Here is a 25,417-nt window from a genome sequence, read left to right as displayed (position 1 = left end):
CGATGGGGCTTTACCAGGAACCAGGCTTTGCTGGTAAAGCCCCATCGCGGCTGAAGCCGCTCCTACGGGCGCGGCAGGGTCAGCCGGTAGACCAGCACCCGGTTGTCGTTGTCCAGCGGCGAATCGCAGGCCTCGCCCTGCATCACGCAGCGGCGGGCGATGAAATCGTTGTCGTTGCCGACCAGCAGCAGCCAGTCGTCCGGATGCGCCGGGTCGAGCGCAGGCAGCAGGTCCATCGCCTCCCACTTTTCCGACAGGCGCTGCGGATCGTCCGCGGCGACACCGTCCAGGCGCAGGCCCGCGCGTGCCAGCTGTGCCGGGTCCAGCAGGTTCAGCAGCTCGCTCCAGCGCGCCGGGACGATGCCCGGCTTGAGCGCGGTGGCGGCCGGGTCGGCCAGCACGCTCCCGGTACCGGTCTCGTAGCGGCTGCCGGCCAGGTTGCTGGCGCCAGTGGTGTCCACCAGCAGCACGCTCTTGAACACCGGTGCGGCCGCATTGCCGCCCAGGCCGTTGCCATCGCGCGCCAGCAGCAGAAAACGATGGTCGTCCAATGCGCGCAGCTCACTCTGCGCGGCGGTGCGGTCGGCCTTGCCGCCATCGCCGGCGAGGGCATAAGCCGGCAGCTGTACGACATGATGGCCGATGGGGTGCTTCGGCACCGGCTCGCGGGAGACGTCGTAGACCAGCACGCGGGTATTGATGCGGCCGCTGGCGTCGCCCCTGGCGCTGTCCTGCACCAGCGCGCTCTGCAGTGCGACGAACAGGCGCGTGCCGTCGGGCGAGAGCGCCATGCCTTCCACGCCCTGGTTGTTGCGGCGGCCGCTGTGCGGTGCCTTGAGCGAACTGAAGTACGGCCTGCCGTCGCGCATCGGCAGGATGGCCGGTGGGGGCACCAGCACGCCCTGCAGGCGGCCGCCGGCGTCGAAGTAGTAGATGTGCGCGGCGTACTCGTCGCCGACGTAGAAATGCCCATCGGCGGTGAACTGCAGCGATTCGGCATCCAGCGAGATCCTGCCGGCGCCGGTGGCGCCTTCGCGCGGTACCGGCAGGGCGATGCCGCCGCGGACCGCCACGCCATCGTCCGGGTCGGCGCCGGTGAACGGCTGGCCATCGGCATCGCGCAGTTCCAGCCCGCCATCCACGGTGAGCGTCACCTGCCCGATGGCTCCGGCAGTGGCCGGCGCGATGCTCATGCGCAACCGTTCCAGCCGCGCCGGGTAGTCGTAGAACAGCCCGGCCTCGGGATCGTTGCGGCCGCGGTCGGGCAGAGTCCACAGCACGCCCTCGTAGCCGCCGTCGGCGGTGCGCCGCCAGCTGCCCGGCGCCACCGCGAACGAGGAGAACGAGCCCAGCGTATCGCCGAGGAAATCGACGCTCGCCGCCGGCAGCATGCCCGCCGCGACCAGGCCCTGGTCGACGTAGCGCCGTCCTTCGATCTCGTGCACGCGCGGTGGCGCGTCGGTGACCCGATGCGGCGTGGTCCAGGCCACGCCGCCGCCCAGTGCGGCGGCGAGCAGTGCGGCGGCGAGCAGGTTCATCGCTGGCGCCCCGGGCTCAGAAACGCGCATCCAGCGACAGGAACACCTGCCGTGGTGCCGAGGCATGGAACACGTACAGCTTGCCGGCCGGGTCGGTCGGGGCGAACACGCTCGAGTCCAGGTTGCTGGCGTAGCGCTTGTTGGTCAGGTTGGTCACGTTGAAGGACAGCTTGAACTTCTGCAGCACGCCAAGCTGGCCGAAGTCGTAGCCGGCGCCGGCGTCGAACACGGTGAAGCCGCCGAAGCCCTGGTCGTTGGTGTAGGTGTAGTAGCGCTTGCCGGTGTACTTGCCGCGCAGGTCCAGCGACCACGGGCCGCTGTGCCATTTCAGTTCGCTGGCGAGCAGGGTCTTGGGCGTATCGGTCTGGGTCTTGCCCTTGGTCGGCACCAGCACGCCGTTCTGCATGTAGTCCGAGCCGTAGGTGGAATCGTTGAACGAGGCCGAGTTGTACCAGCTCAGGTGCGCGGTCGGGGTCCACAGCACGGTCAGTTCGGCGCCGCGGCTGTCCACGCTGCCGACGTTGTAGAAGCGGTTGCCGCACTCCGGGCCCACCGGCTGGCGCGAGTCGCAGGGGTTGTACTGCAGCAGGCGGTTGTCGAAGCGCACGTCGTAGCCGGCCAGCGACAGCTGCACGCTGTCGCCGATCCAGCGGTAGCCCAGTTCGAAGGTGCGCGACTGCTCGGGCTTGAGCGTGGCCTGGCTGTCCCAGGTGGCCTGGCTCACCGCCTGCGGGCCGAGCTTGAAGCCGCCCTGGAACATGGCGATGTTCTCCGCATAGCTGGCGAACAGTTCCTGGCGCGCGTCGAGCTGGAAGTACACGCCGGCGCTGGGCAGGAACGCATCGCGCGCGCGCAGGTTGCCGGTGGCGAACTGGTTGTTGGAGGTCGGCGCGATCGGGGTCTTGGCGATGCCGGGCAGGGCGCGTGCGCGCGACTGCGCGTTCACCGCCTTGAAGCCGCCTTCCAGGCGCAGCCGGTCGCCGAGCAGGTGCACGGTGTCCTGCAGGTGGAACTGGCGGGTCTTCCACTCGGTTTCCTGGGCGAACACGCCCACGTCCGGCTGGCCCTTGGCCAGCCCGCTGAAATCGCGCGGGCCGTCCACCGCGCTCTGGTAGCGCGAGGCGCTGCTGGTGTTCTCTTCGTACCAGCCGCCGGCCTGCAGGCGGTGCGCGCCCAGCTGCCATTCCGCGCCGAAGGTGCCGCCGCGGCGGTCGATGCTGTACAGCGTGTTGCGGAAGATGATCGGCAGTTCCTGCGCGGTGCCCTTGTTCGACCACGCGCCGCTGTTCCAGTTGTGGCCCTCGCCATCGTCCTGGTGGCGGTAGCCGAGCACGCGCAGGGTCAGCGTGTCGGTCGGGAAGAATTCGCCGGACAGGTAGTACAGGTCGTCGTTGCGCAGGATCTGGCCGGCGGTGAAGGCACCGTCGGCGTCGGTGTCCGGGCCGCTGGCGTCACAGCGTGCGGCCACGTAGGTGCCCTTGTTGCAGTAGGCCTTGGCCACGGCCTTGGCCCAGTCCGGCGCATAGCCGCCCCAGTCCCAGCCCAGCCCGCGCGCCATGCTGTCCTTGGACAGGTAGAAGTAGTTGGCCTGGGTGGTGCGCGAGGCGTCGGCGAAGCCGGTCAGGCGCATCCACTGATTCTCGTACATCGCCTTGGTGTTGAACTGGCGGGTGGACGAATCGTTGTAGGCGGCCTGGTCGTTCCACAGGTCCGAACCGGCGTTCATGCCCGACACGTACATCGAGAAGCCGTTGTACTCGCCGGTGTCGAAACGGGCGAAGCTGCGGCGGTTGGCGTCGCTGCCGAAGGTCTGCACCACGCGTCCGCCCATCTCCTTCAGCGGCGCGTTGGAGAAGTAGGCGATGGCGCCGCCCAGGTTGCTGGTGGACGGCGTGGACAGGTTGCCGATGCCCTGCGCCAGTTCGACCATGCCCAGGTTCTCGGAGAGCAGGGCGCGGTTGATGCTCAGGCCGTTGTAGTTGTTGTAGGCGCTGTCGCCCAGCGGCACGCCGTCCAGGGTGTGGCCGAGCTTGGTGCCGGTGAAGCCGCGCAGGCTCACGGTCATCGACTGCTCGTTGGTGCCCAGCGCATCGGTGGACTGCGCGTTCACGCCCGGCAGCAGGTTCAGCACCTTCTGCGGGCTGGTGCCCGGCGGCAGCACGGTCAGGTTCTCCGGGGTGATGCGCTGCACCTGGCGCAGTTCGCCGCTGCCGATCACCGATACCGCATCCAGTTCGGTGGCCGAGGCGGGGGCGGCGGTTTCGCCGGCGTATGCGGAGGAAGCCATCGCCATGGCGACGGCCAGGGCAAGCAGGGAATGATTCATCGGGATCGGAGCCTGTCGTGGGGGACAGGCCGCCCCCCAAGGTGTCGGCCCGTCCACGGATCGTGGGAGGAACGAGCCAGACGCAAGGGACCGGAACTACGGCGATGCGGCCCCGGCGTCATCGTCGCGGCCGGCAGTCTTCCAGCAGGTGATGACAGGCGTATTGCGGCGCGCATCCGTCGCCGCCGTTGCGGCGGCGATGGGTTCGATGGGGGCGCGGATCAGGACAGGAGCGGAACGCCCAGTGCGGCGAGCATCGCTGCGACCCGTGCGCGGATGTCGTCGCGCACGCCGCGGTACTGCTCCGGCGCCATGTCGCGCGGGTCGGGCAGGGCCCAGTCCGCGCGCTGGCGGGCAAGGATGAGAGGGCAGGCGTCGCCGCAGCCCATGGTCGCCACGAAGTCGAATTCGACGTCCGGCAACTCGTCCAGCGATCTGGAATGGTGGGCGGCGAGGTCGTAGCCCAGTTCGGCCATCGCCGCGATGGCCCTGGGATTGATGACGCCGGAAGGACGCGACCCGGCGCTGTAGGCTTCCACCGCCGCGCCGCCGAGCATGCGCGCGAAGGCCTCGGCCATCTGGCTGCGGTTGGAGTTCTCCACGCACACGAAGAGAACCCGCTTCACCGGCGCGGCCATGTCGCCTGGGTCAGGCCGTGCGCTTGCCCAGCACCGCGTTGCGGCGGCTGTACAGCACGTAGACCACCAGGCCGAAGACGTTCCACAGCGCGAACCACACCTGGGTGCGGGTGGGCAGGCTGAAGAACAGGTAGATGCAGCCCAGGATCGCGATCGGGCCGACCACCCAGGCCAGCGGCGTGCGGAAGGTGCGCGGGCGTCCCGGCTCGCGCTTGCGCAGCACCAGCAGGCACAGGCCGACCGCGGTGAACGCGGCCAGCGTGCCGGCATTGGCCAGCGCGGCGATCTCGTCCAGGCGCGCCACGCCGGCCAGCGCGGCCACCAGCACCGCGGTGAACAGGGTGATGGTCACCGGCGTGCCGGTGCGCTTGTTCACCAGCGACAACCCGCGCGGCAGCAGGCCGTCGCGCGACATCACGAAGAAGATGCGGCTCTGGCCGTAGAAGAAGGCCAGCAGCACGGTCGGCAGGGCGATGATGGCGACGATGCCGATCACCAGCGCGGCGGTGCCGTGGCCCAGCTCGCGCATGATCAGCGCCAGCGGCTCGGCGCTCTTGCCGAACACCGTGTAGCTCATAGCGCCGACCGCGGCCAGCGCCACCAGCAGGTAGATGATGGTGCAGCCGACCATCGAGCCGACGATGCCGATCGACAGGTCGCGCTTGGGGTTCTTGGTTTCCTCGGCGGCGGTGGAGATCGCGTCGAAGCCGTAGAAGGCGAAGAAGATGATCGCCGCGGCCGCCATCACCCCGCGTTCCACGCCATCGGCGCTGACCGACTTGGGGAAGCCATAGGGCATGAACGGCTGCAGGTTGGCCGGGTCGAACGCCGGCAGCGCCACCGCCACGAACACCGCCAGCGCGATCAGCTTGAACACCACCAGCACCGCGTTGACCGTGGCGCTCTCGCGGGTGCCGGCGATCAGCATGCCGGCGACCAGGAAGGTGATGACGATGGCCGGCACGTTGAGGAAGCCGCCTTCCACGTGCGGGCCGGCGGAAAGCGCATGCGGCAGCATCACGTTCCAGCCGAACGAGGTATGCAGCCACTCCAGGAAGCCGGTGAAATAGCCCGACCAGCCCACCGCCACGGTACTCACCACCAGCGAGTATTCGAGGATCAGGCTCCAGCCCACCACCCAGGCGATGGTCTCGCCCAGCGCGCTGTAACTGTAGGTGTAGGCGCTGCCGGCGGCCGGCATCATCGTCGACAGCTCGGCGTAGGCCAGCGCCGCGCAGGCGCAGACGATGCCGGCGACGATGAAGGAGATCAGCACCGCCGGGCCCGCCTTGTCCGCGCCCACGCCGATCAGGGTGTAGATGCCGGTGCCGACGATGGCGCCGATGCCCAGCGCGACCAGGTGGGGCCAGCTCAGCGAAGGAATCAGCCGGCGGCCTTCCTCGTGCTGGGTGAGCTGGTCGATGGATTTGCGCCGGAGCCAGGACTGCATGCGGACCTCGCGGTTCGTGGGTATTCGGGAAAGGGGCCGAGTTTCGCCGAACGCAGCGCAGCAAAGCCAGAAATTCCGCCTGCTTTCATGGGGTTTGGCGATGGGCGGTAGCCCGGATGACGGATCCGGCACAAAAAGCCGCCCGCAGCGGCGTTTGTGCGCACGCTGGCGGCCCGCAGCGGTTCCCGCCATCGAAGGCGGGACCGGAACATGCTGCCCCGCGGCCCCGCGGACGATGCCGCAGGTAGCGTGCCTAAGGGGTTCGCGGCGATGCACGCTGCAGACCAGCCTTGTATCCAGGCGGCAACGGAGGACGCAGGCGTGGGGCTTGCCCCACCCAGGGCCTTCCCGTTGAAGCGCCGTGCCTACGCGGCGCGGCGCGGATGCGCCAGCAGATAGTCGCGCAGGGCCACGGCCTGGTTGTGCCCGGTATCGCGGGCGCCATACACCAGCGTCACCGGCCCGGCCGCCAGCGCGTCGCGCAGCGGCGCCAGCAACTGCGGCTGGGCGGCCAGTTCCCGCCAGTAGCGTTGCCGGAATTCGTCCCAGCGCTCGGCGCGGTGGTCGAACCACTGCCGCAGTTCGTTGCTGGGCGCCACTTCCTTGAGCCATTGCGCCTGCAGGCGCTCGTGGCTGACCCCGCGCGGCCACAGTCGATCGACCAGGAAACGCTGGCCGTCGTCGGCCATGGCGGGTTCGTAAGCGCGTTTGCAGTGGATGAGCATGCCGACCTCCGCAGCGCCGGAGCGTTTCAGCTTTCCAGCCCCAGCCGTATCCCGAACGCGACCAAGCATACGCCCACCGCCCGCCGCAGCCACACGCCCACGCGCGGGTAGCCGGCCAGGCGCCGGGCGATGAACTGGCCGCCGAAGATCAGTACCGAGCACCAGCCCACGCTCAGCACGGCGATCAGGCCCGCCATCAGCGCCAGGGTCAGCGCGCCGCGCTGCGTGGCCGGGTCGATGAACAGCGGGAAGAAGGCCATGTAGAACAGGATCGCCTTGGGGTTGAGCACGCCCACCAGCAGGGCTTGCCGGAACCAGCGCCGGCCGTGCTGCAGCGGCGCCGCGGCGCCGGCGGCCGCGGGTTCGCGCAGCAGCTGCACGCCGACCCAGACCACGTAGGCCGCGCCGACATAGCGCAGCCCGGCGAACAGCAGCGGGTGCGCCTTCAGCAGTGCGGCCACGCCGGTGGCGGCGATGGCGATCAGGATCTGGTCGCCCAGCATCAGCCCGGCCAGCGTCGCGTAACCGGCGCGCACGCCGCCGCGCGCGGTGGCGGTGAGCAGGGTGAAGGTGCCCGGCCCGGGCAGCATCAGGAACAGGATGACGGCCACCACGAAGGTGCCCAGGTCGTTGATGCCCATCCACGGCATGGCGATCTTCCCGAGGGCTCAGTGCGCGCGCTGCGCGGCCGGATGCGCCAACGCCCCGCCGTCGCGGCGAGCGTCGGCAGCGTCGGCAGCGGCACCTGCGGCGAGGGTCCACGAAGTCGCCGCAGCGAACGGCGGCCGGGGCAGGAGACGGGAAGGCGAGGGCTTCATGGCGGAACGGAACACGCGTGGGGAGCACATGATCGCAGAAGCGGCGCAGCCGTTGAGACGCGCGGGGCTACACTTCGTTCCATGCAAACCGAAACCCTGATCCTGGCCGGCCTGCTGCTGGTCATCATCGCGCTGCAACTGGCGCTGCTGCTGCGTCGTTCCGGCAATGCCGCGCTGGAAAACGCGCTGCGCGAGGAGCAACGCAACGGCCGCGGCGAACTGCGCGAGCAGCTGGAAGGCATGTCGCGCCAGCAGGATGCGCGCATGGACGGCTTCAGCCGCAACCTCACCGACCTGTCCACCCGTACCGACCAGCGCCTGGACCTGCTGCGCGACAGCCTCACCGACGACGCGCGCAAGGGCCGCGAGGAAAACGCCCATGCCCGCCAGCAGATGGCGCAGCTGCTCGATGCGCGCCTGCAGGACGTGCGCGGGCAGCTCGACGCCTTCGGCCAGCAGCAGCAGGCGCGCATGGAACTTTTCGCCAAGCAGCTGGCGGCGCTGCAACAGGCGCTGCTGGAGGAAACGCGCAACGGCCGCCAGGAGAGCGGCGATGCGCAGCAGCGCTTCGGCGAGATGCTGGGCCAGCGCCTGGCCGAGCTTACCCAGCGGAACGAACAGCGTATCGCCGAGATGCGGCAGACGCTGGAAGCGCGGCTCAAGGACCTGCAGGACGGCAACGACGGCAAGCTCGAGCTGATGCGCCAGACCGTGGACGAAAAGCTGCAGAGCACGCTCAACACGCGCCTGGACTCGTCGTTCAAGCTGGTTTCCGAGCGGCTTGAACAGGTGCAGCGCGGGCTGGGCGAGATGCAGCAGCTGGCCACCGGCGTGGGCGACCTCAAGCGCGTGCTGAGCAACGTCAAGAACCGCGGCGGCTGGGGCGAGGTGCAGCTGGACAACATCCTCGAGCAGACCCTCACCGCCGAGCAGTACGCGCGCGGGGTGAAGCTGCGCCCGGACGGCAACGAGATGGTGGATTTCGCCGTGCGCCTGCCTGGCCGCGGTGGCGACGAGGCGCCGGTATGGCTGCCGATCGATTCCAAGTTCCCGCGCGAGGACTACGAGCGCCTGCTCGACGCGCAGGAAGCCGGCGACCAGGAAGCGGTGCGCGCCAACGGCAACCAGCTCGAGCGCGCGCTGCGCGTGCAGGCCCGGTCGATCTGCGACAAATACATCGTGCCGCCGCACACCACCGATTTCGCGGTGATGTTCCTGCCTACCGAAGGGCTGTACGCCGAGGCGATCCGCCGCCCGGGGCTGATGGACGTCCTGCAGCGCGAACACCGCGTGGTCATCGCCGGCCCCACCACGGTCACCGCCCTGCTCAACAGCCTGCAGATGGGATTCCGCACCCTGGCCATCGAACAGCGCTCGTCGGAAGTGTGGAGCCTGCTCGGCGCGGTGAAGGGCGAGTTCGGCAAGTTCGCCGGCATCCTCGAGAAGGCCGAGAAGCAGATCAACACCGTCGGCAAGAGCCTGGGCGATGCCAGCCGCAAGACGCGCACCATCGAACGCAAGCTGCGCGGCGTGGAATCGCTGTCCGCCGACGCTTCGCAGGCGCTGCTCGGCGAACTCGGCGGCGATGACGAGGGCGAGGAACAAGGGACCGGGTCCGGCGACGCCTGACCGGCGTGATACCGGTTTATGCTGGCGCTCCCTTCCCCCTCAGGAACCACCATGACTGCTTCCGTGCGCGACATCCCGCTGACCACCATCGACGGCGCCCCGGCCACGCTCGGCGACCATGCCGGCAAGGTGCTGCTGCTGGTCAACGTCGCTTCCAAGTGCGGCCTCACCCCGCAGTACGAGGGGCTGGAAAAGCTCTATCGCGAAAAGAAGGGCGCCGGGCTGGAGGTGCTTGGTTTCCCGGCCAACAACTTCAACGGCCAGGAGCCGGGCAGCGAGGACGAGATCAGGCAGTTCTGCTCGCTCACTTACGACGTGACCTTCCCGATGTTCGCCAAGATCAGCGTCGCCGGCGCCGACGTGCACCCGCTGTACCAGCAGCTGATCGCCGCGCAGCCGGCCGCCAGCGGCGAAGGCCCGATGCGCGAGAAGCTGGCCGGCTTCGGCATCGAACCCAACCCGGCGCCGGGCATCCTGTGGAACTTCGAGAAGTTCCTGGTCGGCAAGGACGGGCAGGTGATCGGCCGGTTCTCGCCGGATACCACGGCCGATGACGCCGGCCTGCGTGCGGCGATTGATGCCGCGCTGGCGGCCTGAGCCCGCTCCGGGCAAAGGCCGGGGATGGAAGCCGCTGCCGCCAGGCAGCAGCGGCCGGTTCCAGGGCGCCATAACGGGCAACAGGCAGAGAGGTGATTGAAGGATGGCAACAGGCAATTCCGGCGGATTCGCGGTTGGTTGGTTCACCCTGGCGCTCATCAATGCCGGCCTCGCCCAGGGCAAGGGACGCAGCGGCATGAACTGGGGGCTGCTGTCGCTGATCCTCGGGCCGATCGCCACGCTTCTGCTGGTGCTGCAGCAGCCCAGGCGCCAGGAAGGCGGCTGACCCGCCCCAGGCTCCGGCGCCGATCCAGAAAAAAGCCCGGGTTTCCCCGGGCTTTTTTCCATCCATCGCTGGCAGTGCGCTCAACGCCCCCAGTCGGGCATCGGCATCGCATCGACCGGGATGGTGGTCTGCTCGTCGTCCTCGTGACGGCGGCGGTCGCGGCGCAGATCCTTCTCGATCTGGTAGTTGCGGCGCTGCAGCCAGGCGTCGCGGGTCAACGCGTACTCGTCCACCGCGCTGTCGCGGATGTCGTCCAGCGACAGCAGCTGCACGCGGGTGTCCACCAGTTGCAGGCCCTGCAGGCCGATGCGCAGCTTGTCCATCTCGATGCGCCGCAGCGGCGACAGCGGCGTGTCGCCGGCCAGGCCGAACACGTCGCGCACGGTGCGCGGGCCGAAGAACGGCAGTTCCACGTAGCGCGACTGGCGCCAGCCCCAGGTACCCAGGGTCTGCCCGAAGTCCTCGCTGCGGCGCGGCACCATGGCCTTGCTGGCTGGATCGAACAGGCCGCCGATGCCGAGGGTGGAGTTCATCAGGAAGCGGCCGAGCGTGTCCCAGGCGTCGTCGGCATGGCCCTGCAGCAGCTGGTTGACCATGGTCAGCGGCGAGCGCAGGTTGCTGAAGAAGTTGCTCACCCCGGTACGCGCCACGCGCGGCACCACGTGCACGTAGGCGGTGGCCAGCGGGCGGGCGATGCCGCGGTCCACCGCCAGGTTGAAGCGGTGCATCTGCCGGTTGTACTTCTCCCACGGATCGTAGGCCGGCGCCGTGCCGTTGCCCGCGCCGGGCTCGGCGGTCGGGCCGCCGTACAACGCGGCGAAGTCGTCTTCGGCGTCGGTGGGCGCGGCGGTGTCTGCAGTGCCGGCATCGGTCGCCTGCACCGGCGCGGGCGTCGCGGTTGCCGCGTCCGTGTCGTCGGCGACCTGCGGCACTTCCGGTACGGGCGCGGCGGGAAACGGTTCCTGCGCGGTCGCGGGCTGTTCCGTGGCGACGTGGGTAGCGGCCGGCGGCGCGGTCCCGCGCACGGGTTTGCCGGCGCAGGCGCCGAGCAGGAGCGCGGCGGCCAGGAGGGGGAGGGTGCGGAGGAGGTTCATGTCAGCGTTCCGCCGGGGAGGCGTTGAAATCCAGGTCCGGCGACAGCCGGTAGGCCGCCCGCAGTTCGTCCAGCCCCGCAGGCGTGCCGACGATGGTAGCGCCGCCATTGCCGCGCAGGCGTGCAGCCAGTTCGGCCAGCAGCGCCACGCCGGCGCTGTCCACGCGTTCGACGGCCTGCAGGTCGAGCCGGCGCGACTGGCCCGCCTGGCGGACCAGCTGCGGCCACAGCGCCACTACCGCGGCGCGGTCGAGCGTGCCGGCCAGGTGCAGCGCGTCGCCTTCGACGCGCGCGGTGGCGTCACTTGCCACGGGGCGCCGGGCCAGCGCTGGCCTGCATGCTGCCGCTGCGCAGTTCGGCCGCCACGTCCTTGATCGACTTCTGGCGCAGCGGGGCGTCGAACTGGTTCTTGAAGGTCTGCACGTAGGAGATGCCTTCGATCATCACGTCGAAGATCTTCCACTGGCCGCCGACGTCGCGCATCAGGTACTCGACCGGGGTCGGCTCGCTGCCGGCGCGCACCAGTTCGGTGGACACCTTCACGCCGCGGTTGCCCGGCAGCGCGGCCTCGCCCTTGTAGCGGAAGCTCGGCTTGCCCTGGATGTCGAGCAGGGTCGAGCCGTAGCGCGCCATCAGGTTGTCGGCCATCGCGTCGGCGAACAGCTTCACGTCGGCGTCCGCGGCGCCGCGGCCGTGCACGCCCAGCACCAGGCGGGCGGCGTAGTCGCGGTCGAAGCCGCGGCTCAGCTCGCTGTCGATGAAGCCGCGCAGCGCGGCCGGATTGGCGCGGAACTCGGCGCGGCGGGTCTCCAGCGCGGACAGGATGCGCGAGCTGGCGTCGAGCACGGTGCGCGCGGCGGCCGAGGGCTGCGCGGCGGTGGCCGCCGGGCGCGCCTGCGCCATGGCCAGCGTCGGGGCCGCGGCCAGCAGGGCCGAGGCGAGCACGGTGGTGAGCAGTCGGGTCTTCATGATTACGGCTCTTCCTTGGAGGGCGTGTCGTGGGTGCCCGGGGCGGGCTCGGAGGCGTTGTTGCCGCCACCGCTGAACATGTACTTGCCGACAAGCTGGATCAGGTCCACCGCCGGCTGGGTGAACACGATTTCGTCGCCGGACTTGAGCACGTCCGGATCGCCGCCGGGCTGCAGGCCGATATAGCTCTCGCCCAGCAGGCCGCTGGTGAAGATGCCGGCCGAGGTGTCGGCGGGCAGGTCCTTGAACTTGCCGTCCAGCGACAGGGTGACGATGGAGTCGTATTTAACGGGGTCCAGCTGAATATCGGCCACTTGGCCGATGGTCACCCCGCCGACCTTCACTGGCGCCTGCTTGCGCAGCTGGCCGATCTGGCTGAAACGCGCCTTCAGCACGTAGTCGCCGCCGCCCATGCCGAAACGCTGGTTGGTGGAAGCCACCGCCAATACCAGCAGTGAGGCCAGCGCCAGCAGCAGGAAGGCGCCGACGGAGAATTCGAGTCGAGGTCCACGGATGGCCATGTTTTTGTCTCACTCCTGATCCAGCAGATGCTTCGTCGGTTCGGGCGAAGCGGGTTGTTCGTCAGATCCCCGCACAGGGATGTGCGGGCTCTTGCGAGGGACTCGCATCAATGAAACATCAGTGCGGAAAGCACGAAGTTGAACATCAGCACCAGCAGCGAGGCGTTCACCACCGCGCGGGTGGTCGCCACCGAGGTGCCTTCGATGGTGGGTTCGGCGTGGAAGCCGACGTAGGCGGCGACCAGCGCCGCGGTGCCGCCGAAGATCGCCGACTTGAGCAGGGCCACGGCGAAGTCGTCCCAGAAGTCGACGCTGCCGCGCAGTCCCGACCAGAACGTGCCGTTGTCCTGACCCAGCACCTGCACCGCCTCGAACCAGCCGCCGGTGATGGCCAGCGAGCAGAAGATGCCGGTCAGCAGCGGCACGGTCAGCACCGCAGCCCAGAAGCGCGGCGCCACTGCCTTGGCCACCGGGTCGATGGCCATCAGTTCCAGCGCCTTGATCTGGTCGGTGGCGCGCATCAGGCCCAGTTCGGCGGCGATGGAGCTGCCGGCGCGGCCGATGAACAGCAGCGCGGTCAGCACCGGCGCCAGTTCGCGGTACAGCGACAGGCCGAGCAGGGTGGACAGCGCGTCGGCCGCGCCGAACGTGGTCAGCGTGCGGTAACCCTGCAGGGTCAGCACCAGGCCGACGAAGGCACCGCCGACGGCGATGATCGGCAGCGAACGTGCGCCGATCTTGTAGATCTCGCGGGTCAGCTCGGCCAGGAAGTCGCGGGTCGGCAGCGAGCCGCGCAGCACCGTCAGCGAGAACAGGCCGGCGCGGCCCAGCGAGCGGATGGAAGAAGCGAACGGCATCAGGCAACCCTCGCGCGCGGGGCGGCATCGAACGGGATCGGGCCATCGGGCTGGCCGTGCAGGAACTGCCGCACCAGCGGGTCGGTGCTGGCCTGCAGCTGTTCCGGCGTGCCGGAGAAGACGATGCCTTCGTTGGCGATGACCAGCGCCTGGTCGCAGATCGGCAGGGTCTCGTGCACATGGTGGCTGACGATGATGCTGGTCAGGCCGAGGCTGTCGTTCAGGCGCTTGATCAGGCTCATGATCACGCCCGAGGCGATCGGGTCCAGCCCTGTCAGCGGCTCGTCGTAGATCATCAGCGGCGGGTCCAGAGCCAGCGCGCGGGCCAGCGCCACGCGCCGCGCCATGCCGCCGGACAGCTCGCGCGGCCACGCGTCGGCCGCGGCCAGCAGGCCCACCGCGTGCAGCTTCATCCGCACCAGCCGCTGCAGCACCGGTTCGGGCAGGCGGGTATGGGTGCGCAGCGGCAGCGCCACGTTCTCGGCGACGGTGAGGTCGGTCAGCAGGCCGTTGCCCTGCAGCAGCACGCCGACGTTGCGGCGCATCTCCAGCAGCGCGCGGCTGCCGTGCGGGATGTCCTGCCCGAACAGGCGCACGTGGCCGGCGACCGGGCGCAGCTCGCCGGTCAGCGCCGCCAGCAGCGTGGACTTGCCGGTGCCCGAGGGGCCGAGCACGGCGGTGATGCTGCCGCGCGGCACGTCCAGCGAAACGTCGCGCAGGATCGTGCGCCCGCCGCGGTCGATGCGGACGTCGGACAACTGCACCAGGGGCGTCCGGGGAGGGGACATGGCGGCCTTTAACGGAAAACCAACGTAGCAGGATTATCGGGTCCGCCTGAACAAAAGAGAACTGGACCGTGCAGTATTGTCTCCGGACCGACCCCCGGCGTCAGTGCCCATGGGCGGAACGCCTGGTTTTTCTAGCGGCAATTCTGTGGCGTGATGGAGGGCTACGGATTGGATGGAAGCCTTGCATGAAGGAAGCCGGGCGACCCTGAAGGGCCGCCGTGGGCTGGGTTGTCCGCATGATGTTGCCAATCCCCCGTATCCTTCTCCGTTGCCGTCCCGCTTCCTGGTAGCTGCGTCATGAAGATCGAATCCATTCGTCTGGCCAACTTCAAGGCTTTCAAGGACATCCACCTGACTGACATCCCACCATTTCTCGTGGTGGTGGGCGCCAATGGCTCGGGAAAATCGACCTTGTTCGATGTGTTCGGCTTTCTGCACGATTGCCTCAGGGGCAATGTCCGTCAGGCGCTGGACAAGCGCGGGCGCTTCCCTGAGGTGTTGAGTCGCGGCTGCGACCCGGCCACGGACAGCATCCAGATCGAACTGCAGTACCGCATGGAAATCACAGGCGTGGAGCGGCTGGTTACGTATGCGCTGCAGATCGGCCAGATCAATGGCTCACCAGTAGTGCAGCGGGAAATCCTGCGTTACAAACGCGGCCGCTATGGCAGCCCTTTCCATTTCCTGAACTTCACCAATGGTGAAGGCTATGCCATCACCAATGAAGAGGATTTCAGCAAGTCCGACGAAGAACTTGCCCGCGAGAGCCAGAAGGTTTCGCCCGATACCTTGGCCATCAAGGGGCTGGGCCAGTTCGAACGGTTCAAGGCTGCAAATGCCTTTCGCCAGCTGATCGAAAACTGGCATGTATCGGATTTCCACATCAATGCCGCGCGTGGTCGCAAGGAAGCCGCTGGCGATTCGGAACACCTCTCGCCGACCGGGGAGAACCTGCCGCTGGTCGCCCGCTACATGAGCGAGCAGCATCCGCAGGTGTTCCGGAAGATTCTCGACACGATGGCAAAACGCGTGCCTGGTGTATCAACGGTCGAATCCAAGTTGATGGAAGATGGTTATCTGGCCCTGCGCTTCCAGGATGGTGCATTCAAGACACCGTTTCTGGATCGCTATGTCTCCGACGGCACCATCAAGATGTTCGCCTATCTGGTGCTGCTTCACGATCCCAAGCCGCATCCGTTGTTGTGCGTGGAAGAGCCGGAAAACCAGCTTTACCCTCGCTTGATGGCGGAGTTGGCCGAGGAGTTTCGGCTATACGCCAATCGAGGTGGGCAGGTGCTGGTGTCGACCCATTCACCCGATTTCCTCAATGCGATCGAACTGGATGAGGTCTGCTGGTTGGTCAAGCGCAATGGCTACACCGAAATCCGCCGCGCCAGGGACGATGCGCAGATCACGGCTTACATGAGAGAGGGGGATCAACTCGGCTATCTGTGGAAGCAGGGCTTCTTCGAAGGGGTCGATCCGCAATGACCAGGGAGTTGGTTTTCCTTCTGGAAGAACGTTCGGCTGAGGCATTGCTCGAAAGCCTGCTTCCACGAATCTTGGACGCGCGGATAGTGCCGCGCCTGATTCCGTTTGAAGGCAAGCAGGATCTGGAAAAGAAGATCGTGCGTCGCATCCGCGGCTATCAGAACCCGGATGCTCGCTTCATCGTGGTTCGGGATCAGGACAGTCATCAGGATTGCATTGCCCTGAAACAGCGCCTGTTGGCCTTGTGCGCCCAGACTGGCAAACCGGCAGCATGCCTTGTCCGCATTGCCTGCACGGAACTGGAAACCTTCTACCTTGCGGATCTGGCAGCCGTGGAAACGGCCTTGTGTATCCCGGGAATCGCAAAACAGCAGGGGAGCAGGAAATTCCGCTCTCCTGATCATCTTGGCAGTCCCAGTCGCGAGTTGGGGACATTGACCCGGGGCCAGTACCAGAAGGTCGCCGGCTCCCGCGAAATCGGAAAGCACCTTGATCTGGGCAACACGCGCTCCCCAAGTTTCAGGAATCTCATTGGTGGCGTTCGGCGGATGGAAGCGGCCCTTCTGGCCTGAACGGTTCGATGAAACTCGGATATTCACTTTGGGAATAGCGGCCGCCTGCGGCAACGATGGCTGTCCGGATCGGCTGGTTCCACATCGGCCCTGAAGCGGGTGCATGGGAAGAATCAGACAGCCGCATTCCGAAAATTCGCGATTGAATATCTGCTTGTCCGCAGCAACCGCAACTGCTCTCCGGCACAATGGCGTGGCCATGTCTGATGCCGCCGCGGACTTCCGCCTCTACCACTCCAACGCACTGGACGTGCTCGCCTCGCTGCTGGCCCACGCGCTGCGCGAGCCTGCGCCCGGGCAGCCGCTGCTGGCCGCTGATAGGGTGCTGATCCCGCAGGTGGCGATGCGGCGATGGCTGCAGTCCACGCTCGCGGCCGAGTACGGCATCGCCGCCAACCTGGAGTTCCTCACCCCCGGCGAGTTCGTCGCGCGCGCGCTGAAGGAAAACGTGCCCGGCGAGCAGGACGACCTCGGCGCCGCCGGCCTGCACTGGCGGCTGTATGCGGCGCTGACCGACGAGGCGCTGATGCGGCTGCCGGCGATGGCGGGGCTGCGGTCGTATTTGCACGGGAACGGTCTCGATCGCGACGACCCGCTGCGCGCATGGTCGCTCGCCGCCGAACTGGGCGGCATGTTCGAGAAGTACCAGGCCTGGCGCCGCGACTGGCTGCTGCGCTGGGAGGCCGGCGCCGATCCCGACGACCCGCAGGCCATCCTCTGGCGCCGCATCGCCGGCGGCCACCAGCACCGCGCGCGCCGCATCAACGACTACCTGGCGCGCTTCGAGGGCGCCGGCCAGCCCTTGCCGCAGGGCCTGCCGCCGCGGCTGTTCGCCTTCGCCACGCTCAACGTCTCGCCCGACGTGCTGCGGGTGATCGCCACCCAGGCGCGGGTCGGCACCCTGCACTTCTACCTGCCCACGCCCACGCGCGCCTACTGGGGCGACCTGCAGACCCTGTCCGAGCGCCTGCGCGGCGGCGTGGACGATCCGTTCGGCAGCGCCGCCGGCGAAAACCCGCTGCTGCAGGCCTGGGGCGCGGCCGGGCGTGACTTCATGGCGGTGCTGGGCAGCTACGAGGTGGTGCACCCGTCCGGCGAGATCGCCGCCTACGCCGATCCGGAGCAGCGCACCGGCAGGTCGCTGGACGAAGGCGGGCTGCGCGACAGCCTGCTGCATCGCCTGCAGGCCGACCTGTTCCACCGCCGCGCACTGCCGCCGGCGCCGCTGCGCCCGGCGCTGCGGCTGGACGACCCCAGCGTGCAGATCCACGCCTGCCACACCCGCCTGCGCGAGATGCAGGTGCTGCACGACCAGCTGCGCGCGCTGCTGGATGACCCGCGCTTCGACCCGCCGTTGCAGCCGCGCGAGATCGCGGTGCTGGCGCCGGACATCGACCCCTACGTGCCGTACCTGGAATCGGTGTTCGGCGGCCGCGGCGCCGGCGAGGGCCACATCCCGTGGGCGCTGGCCGACGCCAGCCCGCTGCAGGGCGAGCCGCTGGCCGAGGTGTTCGTGCAGCTGCTGGGCCTGCCGGTGTCGCGCTTCGGCCTCAACGAGATCCTCGACCTGCTCGCCAGCCCGCCGCTGGCCGCGGCCGCCGGGCTGGACGCGGCCGCGTTCGAGCGCCTGCACGGCTGGCTGCAGGCCGCTGGCGCGCGCTGGGGGCTGGATGCCGCGCATCGCGGCCAGCACCAGGCGCCGGCCGACGACGCCTGCACCTGGCAGTTCGCGCTGGACCGGCTGCTGCTCGGCCATGCCAGCGGCAGCGACGACGACCTGGCCGGCGTCGCGCCGTGGCCGGAGCTGGAAGGCAGCGCGCTGGCCGCGCTCGATGCGCTGATCCGCCTGCTGCGGGTGCTCGCCCGCCACCAGAAGACGCTGGCCGAGGCGCTGGCGCCCGCGCAGTGGCGCGAACGCCTGCTCGGGCTGCTGGACGCGCTGCTGCCGGAAACCCCGGCCGAGCCCTCCACCCAGCGCGCGCTGGAGCGCCTGCGCAAGCTCGCCGACGAATTCGCCGAGGAAGCCGGCAAGGCCGGTTTCGACGCGCCGGTGCCGGCCGAGGTGGTGCGCGCGCATTTCGCGACGGTGCTGTCCGAAGCCGATACCCGCGCGCCGCTGCTCACCGGCGGCGTCAGCTTCGGCCGCATGGTGCCGATGCGGCTGCTGCCGTTCCGCGCGATCTGCGTGCTGGGCCTGGACGATGGCGACTTCCCGCGCCGCGACTCGGCCGCGGGGCTGAGCCGGCTCACCGCCGAACTCGGCACCGCGCGCCGCCGCCACGGCGACCGCTCGCTGCGCGAGGACGACCGCTTCCTGTTCCTGCAGCTGCTGGCCTCGGCGCAGGAGGTGTTCTACCTGAGCTATCTCGGCGCCGATGCGCGCGACGGCAGCGTGCGCGAGCCTTCGGTGCTGGTCAGCGAACTGATCGACGCGGTGGCCGCCTGCCACGCCGATCCGGCGGCCGCGCGCAGGGCCATCGTCGTGCGCCATCCGCTGCAGCCCTTCGCCCCGGCCGCGTTTGGCGGCGACGGCGAGCCGCGGCGTTTCAGCTATCGCCGCCAGTGGCATCCGGCGGCGGGCGCGGTTGGTGGGAAACGCCAGCCGCTGGCGCCGTGGTCGGCCGGCGAACTGGCCGCGCCGCTGCCGGACGTCCTGCAGGAACCGAGCCTGTCGCTGGATGCGCTGCGCCGTTTCCTGGCCGACCCGGCCGGGCAGTTCCTGGAACAGCGGCTGGGCCTGCGCCTGGGCGGCGGGATCGAGGCCAGCGACGACATCGAACCGCTGGTGCTGCCCGAACGCGGCCGCGAGCATTCCTCGCTGCAGCAGCAGGTGCTCGCCGCCCTGCTGGAAGGCCGCGGGCAGGGCCTGTACGAGCGCCTGCGCGCACGCGCCCTGCTGCCCTCCGGTGCGCTCGGCCGGCAGCAGTTCGAGCAGCTGCTCGGGCGCATCCGGCCGTGTGCGGAGACGTTCGCGCGCTGGTACGACGGCGCGCCGCTGCAGTCGCAGCGGCTGGAAGTGGCGATCGACGGCATCACCGTGCACGGCCGCATCGCACAGATTCATCCACAGGGCCTGGCGCGCCTGCAGGCTGGTGCGCCGGGCGTGGCCTGGGTGCTGCGCAGCGGGCTGGACTGGCTGCTGGCCAATGCCGCCGGCATGCAGCAGCCGTTGCTGCAGTTCATCGAGGATGGCGATGGCGGTTTCGGCCCGCATGCCCTGCCGGCGCCGCCCACCGCGCAGGCCAAGGACGCGCTGAAAGCCTTGCTGCAGCTGCGTTCGCAGGGGCTGCAGGCGCCGTTGCCATTCGCCCCCTATACCGGCTGGGCGATCTACAACGCCGATCCGGACAAGCGCGAAAAGGCCGCGCGCGAGAAGTGGTACGGCAGCGAACGCAGTTGGGGCGAGCGCGACGGCGAAGCCCTACAACTGGCCCTGCGCGGCGCCGATCCGTTCGCCGACGCGGCCACTACCAACAGATTTATCCACAACAGCCTGTCGATATTCACCGCGCTGCGCGAGGGCCGGGTACTGGCCGAGACGGAGGTGCAGGCATGAACGCCGCCGCGCCCGTGGCCGACCCGTATCTCGACCTGCCGCTGGACGGCCTGCGCCTGATCGAGGCCAGCGCCGGCACCGGCAAGACCTTCACCCTGGCCACGCTGTTCACCCGGCTGGTGGTCGAACAGGGCCTGCGCATGGGCCAGATCCTGGCGGTCACGTTCACCGACGCGGCGACGCAGGAACTGCGCAAGCGCATCCGCGAGCGCCTGGACCTGGCCGCGCGGCTGGCGGACACCGCGCCGGCCGAAGGCGACAGCCCGGAAGCCGTGCTCACCCGCGCCATCCTGCAACGCCACCTGCAGCAGGGCGCGGAAAGCGCCGCGCAGCTGGCCCGGCGCCTGCGCATCGCCGCCGAGGAAACCGACCTGGCGGCGATCTTCACCATCCACGGCTTCTGCACCCGCGTGCTGGGCGAACACGCGCTGGAGAGCGGCCACAGCTTCTCCGCGCCGGAACTGCTGACCAATACCCGCCAGCTGCATGCCGGACTGGCCGCCGACCTGTGGCGCCTGCATGCCGGTCGCGGCGAGTCGCTGGAAGCGCTGCTGGGCCTGTGGAAAGCCCCCGAGGCGCTGGCCGCCGACCTGCCGGTGCTGGTCGCCGACCTGCCGCTGCTGCCGGCATTGCCGCCGGCGCCGCTGGAAGAGGCCCGCCCGCTGCGCGACGCCGCCGCCCGGCGCCTGGCCGACGGGCTGGACACGCACGGCGAGGCCTACCTGCAGCAGCTGCGCGCCGCGCTGGAAGGCGGCGTGCTCAACAAGGCCAGCTACAAGGCCGACTGGATCGAGCCGCTGTTCCAGCAGCTGCTGCACTGGGCGCGCCATCCCGATCCGGCCGCCGCGCTGGACGAGCGGCTGGAGCGGCTCACCCTGGAAGCACTCACCGCCAAGACCCTCAAGGCCTGGGCCGGCAGTACCCCGGTCTCGCCGCTGCAGCCGTTGATCGCCGATTACGTGCAGGCATTGGCCCGCTTCCACGCCTGGCGCCGGCAGCAGTCCATCGTCCTGCTGCACCAACTGCGCGACGAAGCCCGCCAGCGCCTGGCGCGGCACAAGCTGCAGTACCGGGTGCAGACCTACGACGACCTGATCGACGGCGTGCACGCCGCGCTGGACGGCGAGGGCGGCGCCACGCTCGCCGCGAGGTTGCGTGCGCAGTACCGCTTCGCCCTGGTGGACGAATTCCAGGACACCGACCCGCGCCAGTGGGACATCTTCCGCCGCGTGTTCGCCGAGCCGGCCGGGGACGCCGCGCTGTTCCTGATCGGCGATCCCAAGCAGGCCATCTACGGTTTCCGTGGCGGCGACGTGCATACCTACCTGCAGGCCCGTGAGCGGGCCGCCGAGGCGCCGCGGCTGGCGCACAACTTCCGCTCGCGCCCGGCGCTGCTGCGCGCGATCGACGCGCTGTACGCCAACGCCGGCGAACAGGCCTTCCTCGACCCGCGCATCCGCTTCGAGCCGGTGCAACCGGGCAGCAAGCGCAGCGACGCCGACTACCTGCTCGATGGCGTCCCGGCCCCGGCGCTGACCCTGCACCTCATCGACGCCGACGACGAAGGCAAGCCGCTCAAGGCCGACGACTCGCGCCACGCTGCCACCCTGGCCTGCGTGGCCGACATCCACCGCGTGCTGTCCGCCGCGCGCGAGGGCAAGGCCTTGATCGGCGGCCGCCCGGTGCGCCCGGGCGACATCGCCGTGCTGGTGCGCTCGCACCGCGAAGCCACGCGCATCCAGCAGGCCCTGGCCGCGGTCGGCATCCCGGCGGTCGCGGCCGGCAAGCACAGCCTGTTCTCCACCGCCGAGGCGCACGAACTGCGCCTGCTGCTGCTGGCCCTGCTGCAGCCGGCCGACGAAGGCCGCCTGCGCGCGGCGCTGGCCACCGTGCTGCTGGGCGAAAGCGCCGCCGCCATCGCCGCGATGGAACACGAAGGCCAGCGCCAGCGCTGGCACCAGGAACGCCTGCTGCAATGGCGCGAACGCTGGCAGCGCGGCGGCGTGCTGGCGATGCTGTCGGACCTGTGCGCCGGACAGGCCGAACGCCTGCTGGCGCTGGTCGACGGCGAGCGCCGCCTGACCAACTACCTGCAGCTGGGCGAACTGCTGCAGGAGGCCGGCACCCGCAGCATCGGCCTGCATGGCCTGCTCGACTGGCTGCAGGCGCGCATCGCCCATGCCGACGACGGCGACGAGACCCAGCTGCTGCGCCTGGAATCGGACGCACACCGGGTCCAGGTCATCACCCTGCACAAGAGCAAGGGCCTGGAATACCCGCTGGTCTACCTGCCCTTCGTCGGCATCGACGGCCGCGCGCCGGACACCGACGCGCACCGGACCGTGCACGACGGCGCGCAGCGCGTGCTGCACTGGAAGATCGACAAGGACGCCGAGGACTGGAAGGCCGTCGGCCAGCAGGCCGCCGCCGAGGACGCCGCCGAGACCGCGCGCCTGCTCTACGTCGGCCTGACCCGCGCCGAGCACGCGCTGTGGATCGCCGGCGGCGCGCTGGCCGGGCTGCCCGGCTCGCGGCTGGGGCCGATGCTCGGCGACATGCCGCGCCTGGCCGCGCACGCCTATATCCGCATCGTCGAAGGCGGCGTGGACGCGCTGCCGGCGAGGTTGCCACCCGAGCGCGACGCGGTGCTGCCGCCGGTGCGCAGCGTGCGCCGCGCGCTGTCGCAGGACTGGTGGGTCTACAGCTTCACCCAGCTCGCCCATGCCGAGGCCGGCCACGACACCTCGGCCGCCGCCACCGAAGACAGCGGTGGCGCCGCCGACGAACCGGCGCAGACCGAAGCAGAAGCCGTGCAGGATCCGACCGCGGTGCAGGAAGCCTTCGATCCGCGCTTCGCCGGCAGCCGTTTCGGCAACGTGCTGCACGCCGCGCTGGAGAACACCGGTTTCGGCGCCTGGAGCGGCTGGCGGCCCGGCGACGGCGCGCCCGAAGGGCAGGCCGAGGTCATCGCCCGGGCGCTGCGCGCCGAAGGCTATGCCGGGGCCGACATCGACGATGGCGTGGCCGTACTCACCGCGCTGGTCGGCCAGACCCTGACCGTGGCCCTGCCCGAGGGCGGCGCGCTGCATTCGCTGGGCGCCGGCGAGTGCCGCGCCGAAATCGAGTTCCACTTTGCCATGCAGCCCACCGCGGTGCCGGCGCTGCTGCGCGTGCTGCACGCCCACGGCGTGGTGCGCGGCCGCCACGGCTTCGGCGCGCGCGGCCGCCTGGAAGGGCTGATGACCGGCAAGATCGACCTGACCTACGTGCGCGATGGCCGCTGGTACGTGCTCGACTACAAATCCAACCGCCTGCCCGGCTACGCCCCGGCGCAACTGGAGGCGGCCATGCGCCACAGCGAGTACGACCTGCAGGCGCTGATCTACACCGTGGCGCTGCACCGCTGGCTGCGCTTCCGCGTGGGCGACGGCTACGTCTATGCGCGCGATTTCGGCGGCATCCGCTACCTGTTCTGCCGTGGCCTGGACGCGACCCGCACGCCATCGCCCGGCCTGCACGCGCATCGCTTCGCGCCGGAACTGGTGCACGCGGTGGACGCGCTGTTCGCCGGCGGCGATGAAGCGCACGCCGCCCTGCTGGCGCGCGTGGGAGGCCGGGCATGAGCCTGCTGGCCGCCCTCACCAAGGCCGGCGCGCTGCGCGCGCTCGACCACGCGCTGGCGCAGAGCCTGCGCCGCCTCGATCCGGAAACGCCCGATGCCGTACTCGCTGCTGCCGCGCTGGCGTCACTGGCGGTGGCGCAGGGCCATGCCGGTTTCGACCCGACCCAACCTGCGCGGTTGATCGAAGCTCCGCTCCCGTGGCCCGAGCCGCAGGCGTGGATCGCGCAGCTGCAGGCCTCGCGCTGGGTCGCCATGCCCGACGACGGCAGCCTTGAGGCCGCGCAGGCGCCGCTGGCCTGGGAACACGGCCTGCTGTACCTGCGCCGCTACCGCGAATACGAGCGGCGGCTGGCGCTGGGCCTGCAGCGCATCGGCCGGGCGCCGCTGGAGGCGGGCGATCCGGCGGCGCAGGCGCCGTTGTTCGCGCAGCTGTTCCCCGGCCACGCGGACGCCGCGCCGCACATGCCGTCCGCGCAGGGCGACCTGTTCGCGCAGGCGCCTGCCGCTGCCGCCGCGGATGCTTCCGTCGCCGGCGACCAGCAGGCCCGCGCCGCCGCGCTGGCGCTGCGCCACGCGCTGCTGCTGGTCACCGGTGGGCCCGGTACCGGCAAGACCACCACCATCGCGCGCCTGCTGGTGCTGCTGGCCGCGCAGGCCCATGCCGCCGGCCGCGCGCCGCCGCGCGTGGCGCTGGCCGCACCCACCGGCCGCGCCGCCGAGCGCATGGCCGAAAGCCTGCGCAACGCCGTGCAGAAACTGCCGCAGCTGGGCGTGGACGCCGCGCTGTGCGCGCAGCTGCCGACCGCCGGCACCACCCTGCATCGCCTGCTCGGCGTGATCCCGGATTCGCCGCGCTTCCGCCACCACGCCGACAACCCGCTGCCGTACGACACGGTCGTGGTCGACGAGGCGTCGATGATCGACCTGCCGCTGATGGCCAAGCTGGTCGAGGCGGTGGCCAGCGGTACCCGGCTGGTGCTGCTCGGCGATCCGGACCAGTTGCCGTCGGTGGAAGCCGGCGATGTGCTCGGCGCCATCCTGCGCGCCACCGGCGACGGCACGCGCATCGCGCCGGACGACGCGCAGGCATTGCAGGCGCTGCTGGGCGGACTGCCGGCGGAGAGCATCGCCATGCCGTCGAGCGGTTTCGCCGGCACCCGCGTGCAGCTGCAGCGGGGTTACCGGCAGAGCGAGGCGCTGCAGCTGGCGCCGCTGGCCGCGGCGATGCGCGAGGGCGATGCCGCACGCGCGCTGTCGCTGCTGCGCGACGGGCACCTGCCCGGCGTGCATTTCCACGAGAACGAGGACGACCCGCTGCAGGCCTGGCGCGAACCGCTGCAACGCTACTGGGACGCGCTGGCCGCCGCGCCGAACCCGGCGCAGGCGCTCGCCCTGGCCGGGCGCCTGCGCCTGCTCACCGCCGTGCGCGAAGGCCCGCAGGGCGCGCGCGGGCTCAACGCGCGCATCGAGGACCTGCTCGGCGGCGCGACCCCGCGCGGCGGCGCCCCGGCCCATTTCCACGGCCGCCTGCTGCTGATCACCGAGAACAGCTACCGCCACCGGCTGTTCAACGGCGACGTCGGCATCTGCCTGCGCGAGGACGACGGCGCTGCGCGCGGCATCACCGCCTGGTTCCCCGGCGACGACCCCGATGATCCGCGCCCGTTCCATCCGGCGGCCCTGCCCGCGCACGAAAGCGCCTTCGCCATGACCGTGCACAAGGCGCAGGGCTCGGAGTTCGACGAGGTCTGGCTGCAGCTGCCGCGCCGCGACAACCGCGTGCTCAGCCGCGAGCTGCTCTACACCGGCATCACCCGCGCCCGCCACGCCCTGCATGTGGCCGGCGATGCGGCGGTGATCGAAGCGGCGCTGTCGCGCCACGCCAGCCGCCTTTCCGGCCTCGCCCAGCGGTTGGGCCATCTGTAGGAGCGCAGTTCACTG

20 protein-coding genes are annotated in these 25,417 nt (G+C 70.0%); 8 read left to right on the top strand and 12 right to left on the bottom strand.

Annotated elements, in window-relative coordinates:
• Positions 1-62: 62 nt before the first annotated feature.
• The 6 genes from QMX80_RS06995 to leuE all read right to left on the bottom strand — a co-directional run bounded on the left by QMX80_RS06995 (position 63) and on the right by leuE (position 7,318).
• Entirely contained in the window at positions 63-1,538 is a 1,476-nt protein-coding gene (locus tag QMX80_RS06995) for an esterase-like activity of phytase family protein (RefSeq protein WP_282276122.1), read from the bottom strand.
• A gap of 16 nt (positions 1,539-1,554) precedes the next feature.
• A complete protein-coding gene (locus tag QMX80_RS06990; protein ID WP_273083704.1) occupies positions 1,555-3,864 on the bottom strand; it encodes a TonB-dependent receptor in 2,310 nt (769 codons plus the stop codon).
• A 221-nt stretch (positions 3,865-4,085) separates the two neighbouring features.
• A complete protein-coding gene (locus QMX80_RS06985; RefSeq protein ID WP_282276120.1) occupies positions 4,086-4,490 on the bottom strand; it encodes an arsenate reductase ArsC in 405 nt (134 codons plus the stop codon).
• Positions 4,491-4,512: 22 nt separating this feature from the next.
• A complete protein-coding gene (locus QMX80_RS06980) occupies positions 4,513-5,952 on the bottom strand; it encodes an amino acid permease (protein ID WP_282276119.1) in 1,440 nt (479 codons plus the stop codon).
• Between the two features lie 365 nt (positions 5,953-6,317).
• Positions 6,318-6,677, bottom strand: a complete 360-nt coding sequence (locus QMX80_RS06975) for a DUF488 family protein (RefSeq protein WP_282276118.1) — start codon at positions 6,675-6,677, stop codon at positions 6,318-6,320.
• Between the two features lie 26 nt (positions 6,678-6,703).
• Positions 6,704-7,318 carry a leucine efflux protein LeuE gene (gene leuE, locus QMX80_RS06970; RefSeq protein ID WP_282276117.1) on the bottom strand — a complete coding sequence of 205 codons (615 nt, stop codon included), beginning with the start codon at positions 7,316-7,318 and terminating at the stop codon, positions 6,704-6,706.
• A 258-nt stretch (positions 7,319-7,576) separates the two neighbouring features.
• On the opposite strand from leuE, the gene rmuC reads away from it, so the two are divergent.
• The 3 genes from rmuC (at position 7,577) to QMX80_RS06955 (ending at position 10,007) form a co-directional block, all read left to right on the top strand.
• Positions 7,577-9,124: a DNA recombination protein RmuC gene (gene rmuC / locus QMX80_RS06965; protein WP_282276116.1), complete on the top strand. Its 1,548-nt coding sequence runs from the start codon at positions 7,577-7,579 to the stop codon at positions 9,122-9,124.
• Between the two features lie 51 nt (positions 9,125-9,175).
• Positions 9,176-9,721: a glutathione peroxidase gene (locus QMX80_RS06960; RefSeq protein WP_282276115.1), complete on the top strand. Its 546-nt coding sequence runs from the start codon at positions 9,176-9,178 to the stop codon at positions 9,719-9,721.
• A 103-nt stretch (positions 9,722-9,824) separates the two neighbouring features.
• Positions 9,825-10,007 (top strand): hypothetical protein, encoded by a 183-nt coding sequence (locus tag QMX80_RS06955; protein ID WP_282276114.1) that lies wholly within the window; start codon positions 9,825-9,827, stop codon positions 10,005-10,007.
• An 80-nt stretch (positions 10,008-10,087) separates the two neighbouring features.
• Here QMX80_RS06955 and QMX80_RS06950 read toward each other — a convergent pair whose 3' ends face one another.
• The 6 genes from QMX80_RS06950 to QMX80_RS06925 form a co-directional block, all read right to left on the bottom strand.
• A complete protein-coding gene (locus QMX80_RS06950) occupies positions 10,088-11,101 on the bottom strand; it encodes a VacJ family lipoprotein (RefSeq protein WP_282276112.1) in 1,014 nt (337 codons plus the stop codon).
• Position 11,102: 1 nt separating this feature from the next.
• The gene (locus QMX80_RS06945) at positions 11,103-11,411 is read right to left on the bottom strand and encodes an STAS domain-containing protein (RefSeq protein ID WP_282276110.1); all 309 of its coding nucleotides are present in this window, start codon (positions 11,409-11,411) and stop codon (positions 11,103-11,105) included.
• Entirely contained in the window at positions 11,401-12,069 is a 669-nt protein-coding gene (locus QMX80_RS06940) for an ABC transporter substrate-binding protein (RefSeq protein WP_282276108.1), read from the bottom strand. The genes QMX80_RS06945 and QMX80_RS06940 overlap by 11 nt, the downstream gene beginning before the upstream one ends.
• A 2-nt stretch (positions 12,070-12,071) precedes the next feature.
• The gene (gene mlaD / locus QMX80_RS06935; RefSeq protein ID WP_055768744.1) at positions 12,072-12,590 is read right to left on the bottom strand and encodes an outer membrane lipid asymmetry maintenance protein MlaD; all 519 of its coding nucleotides are present in this window, start codon (positions 12,588-12,590) and stop codon (positions 12,072-12,074) included.
• 107 nt (positions 12,591-12,697) lie between these two features.
• Positions 12,698-13,447, bottom strand: coding sequence for an MlaE family lipid ABC transporter permease subunit (locus QMX80_RS06930; RefSeq protein ID WP_055768747.1), 750 nt, complete (start codon positions 13,445-13,447; stop codon positions 12,698-12,700).
• Positions 13,447-14,235 carry an ABC transporter ATP-binding protein gene (locus QMX80_RS06925; protein ID WP_055768750.1) on the bottom strand — a complete coding sequence of 263 codons (789 nt, stop codon included), beginning with the start codon at positions 14,233-14,235 and terminating at the stop codon, positions 13,447-13,449. The genes QMX80_RS06930 and QMX80_RS06925 overlap by 1 nt, the downstream gene beginning before the upstream one ends.
• Positions 14,236-14,532: 297 nt before the next feature.
• On the opposite strand from QMX80_RS06925, the gene QMX80_RS06920 reads away from it, so the two are divergent.
• From QMX80_RS06920 to recD, 5 genes are all read left to right on the top strand, one after another.
• Positions 14,533-15,726 (top strand): AAA family ATPase, encoded by a 1,194-nt coding sequence (locus tag QMX80_RS06920; RefSeq protein ID WP_282276101.1) that lies wholly within the window; start codon positions 14,533-14,535, stop codon positions 15,724-15,726.
• On the top strand, positions 15,723-16,298 hold the full coding sequence (locus QMX80_RS06915; RefSeq protein ID WP_282276099.1) for a DUF4276 family protein: 576 nt from the start codon (positions 15,723-15,725) through the stop codon (positions 16,296-16,298). The genes QMX80_RS06920 and QMX80_RS06915 overlap by 4 nt, the downstream gene beginning before the upstream one ends.
• 199 nt (positions 16,299-16,497) lie before the next feature.
• Positions 16,498-19,854 carry an exodeoxyribonuclease V subunit gamma gene (recC, locus tag QMX80_RS06910; protein ID WP_282276097.1) on the top strand — a complete coding sequence of 1,119 codons (3,357 nt, stop codon included), beginning with the start codon at positions 16,498-16,500 and terminating at the stop codon, positions 19,852-19,854.
• The gene (locus tag QMX80_RS06905) at positions 19,851-23,477 is read left to right on the top strand and encodes an exodeoxyribonuclease V subunit beta (protein ID WP_282276096.1); all 3,627 of its coding nucleotides are present in this window, start codon (positions 19,851-19,853) and stop codon (positions 23,475-23,477) included. The genes recC and QMX80_RS06905 overlap by 4 nt, the downstream gene beginning before the upstream one ends.
• Positions 23,474-25,402, top strand: a complete 1,929-nt coding sequence (recD, locus tag QMX80_RS06900) for an exodeoxyribonuclease V subunit alpha (RefSeq protein WP_282276095.1) — start codon at positions 23,474-23,476, stop codon at positions 25,400-25,402. Before QMX80_RS06905 ends, recD begins: the two co-directional genes overlap by 4 nt.
• Positions 25,403-25,417 lie beyond the last annotated feature (15 nt).

Origin of the sequence: Stenotrophomonas sp. PS02297 (assembly GCF_029959705.1) — a bacterium.
Lineage (GTDB): Bacteria > Pseudomonadota > Gammaproteobacteria > Xanthomonadales > Xanthomonadaceae > Stenotrophomonas > Stenotrophomonas nitritireducens.
Note: the sequence above shows the minus strand (reverse complement) of the source record. Positions and strands in the feature narration are given on the sequence as shown.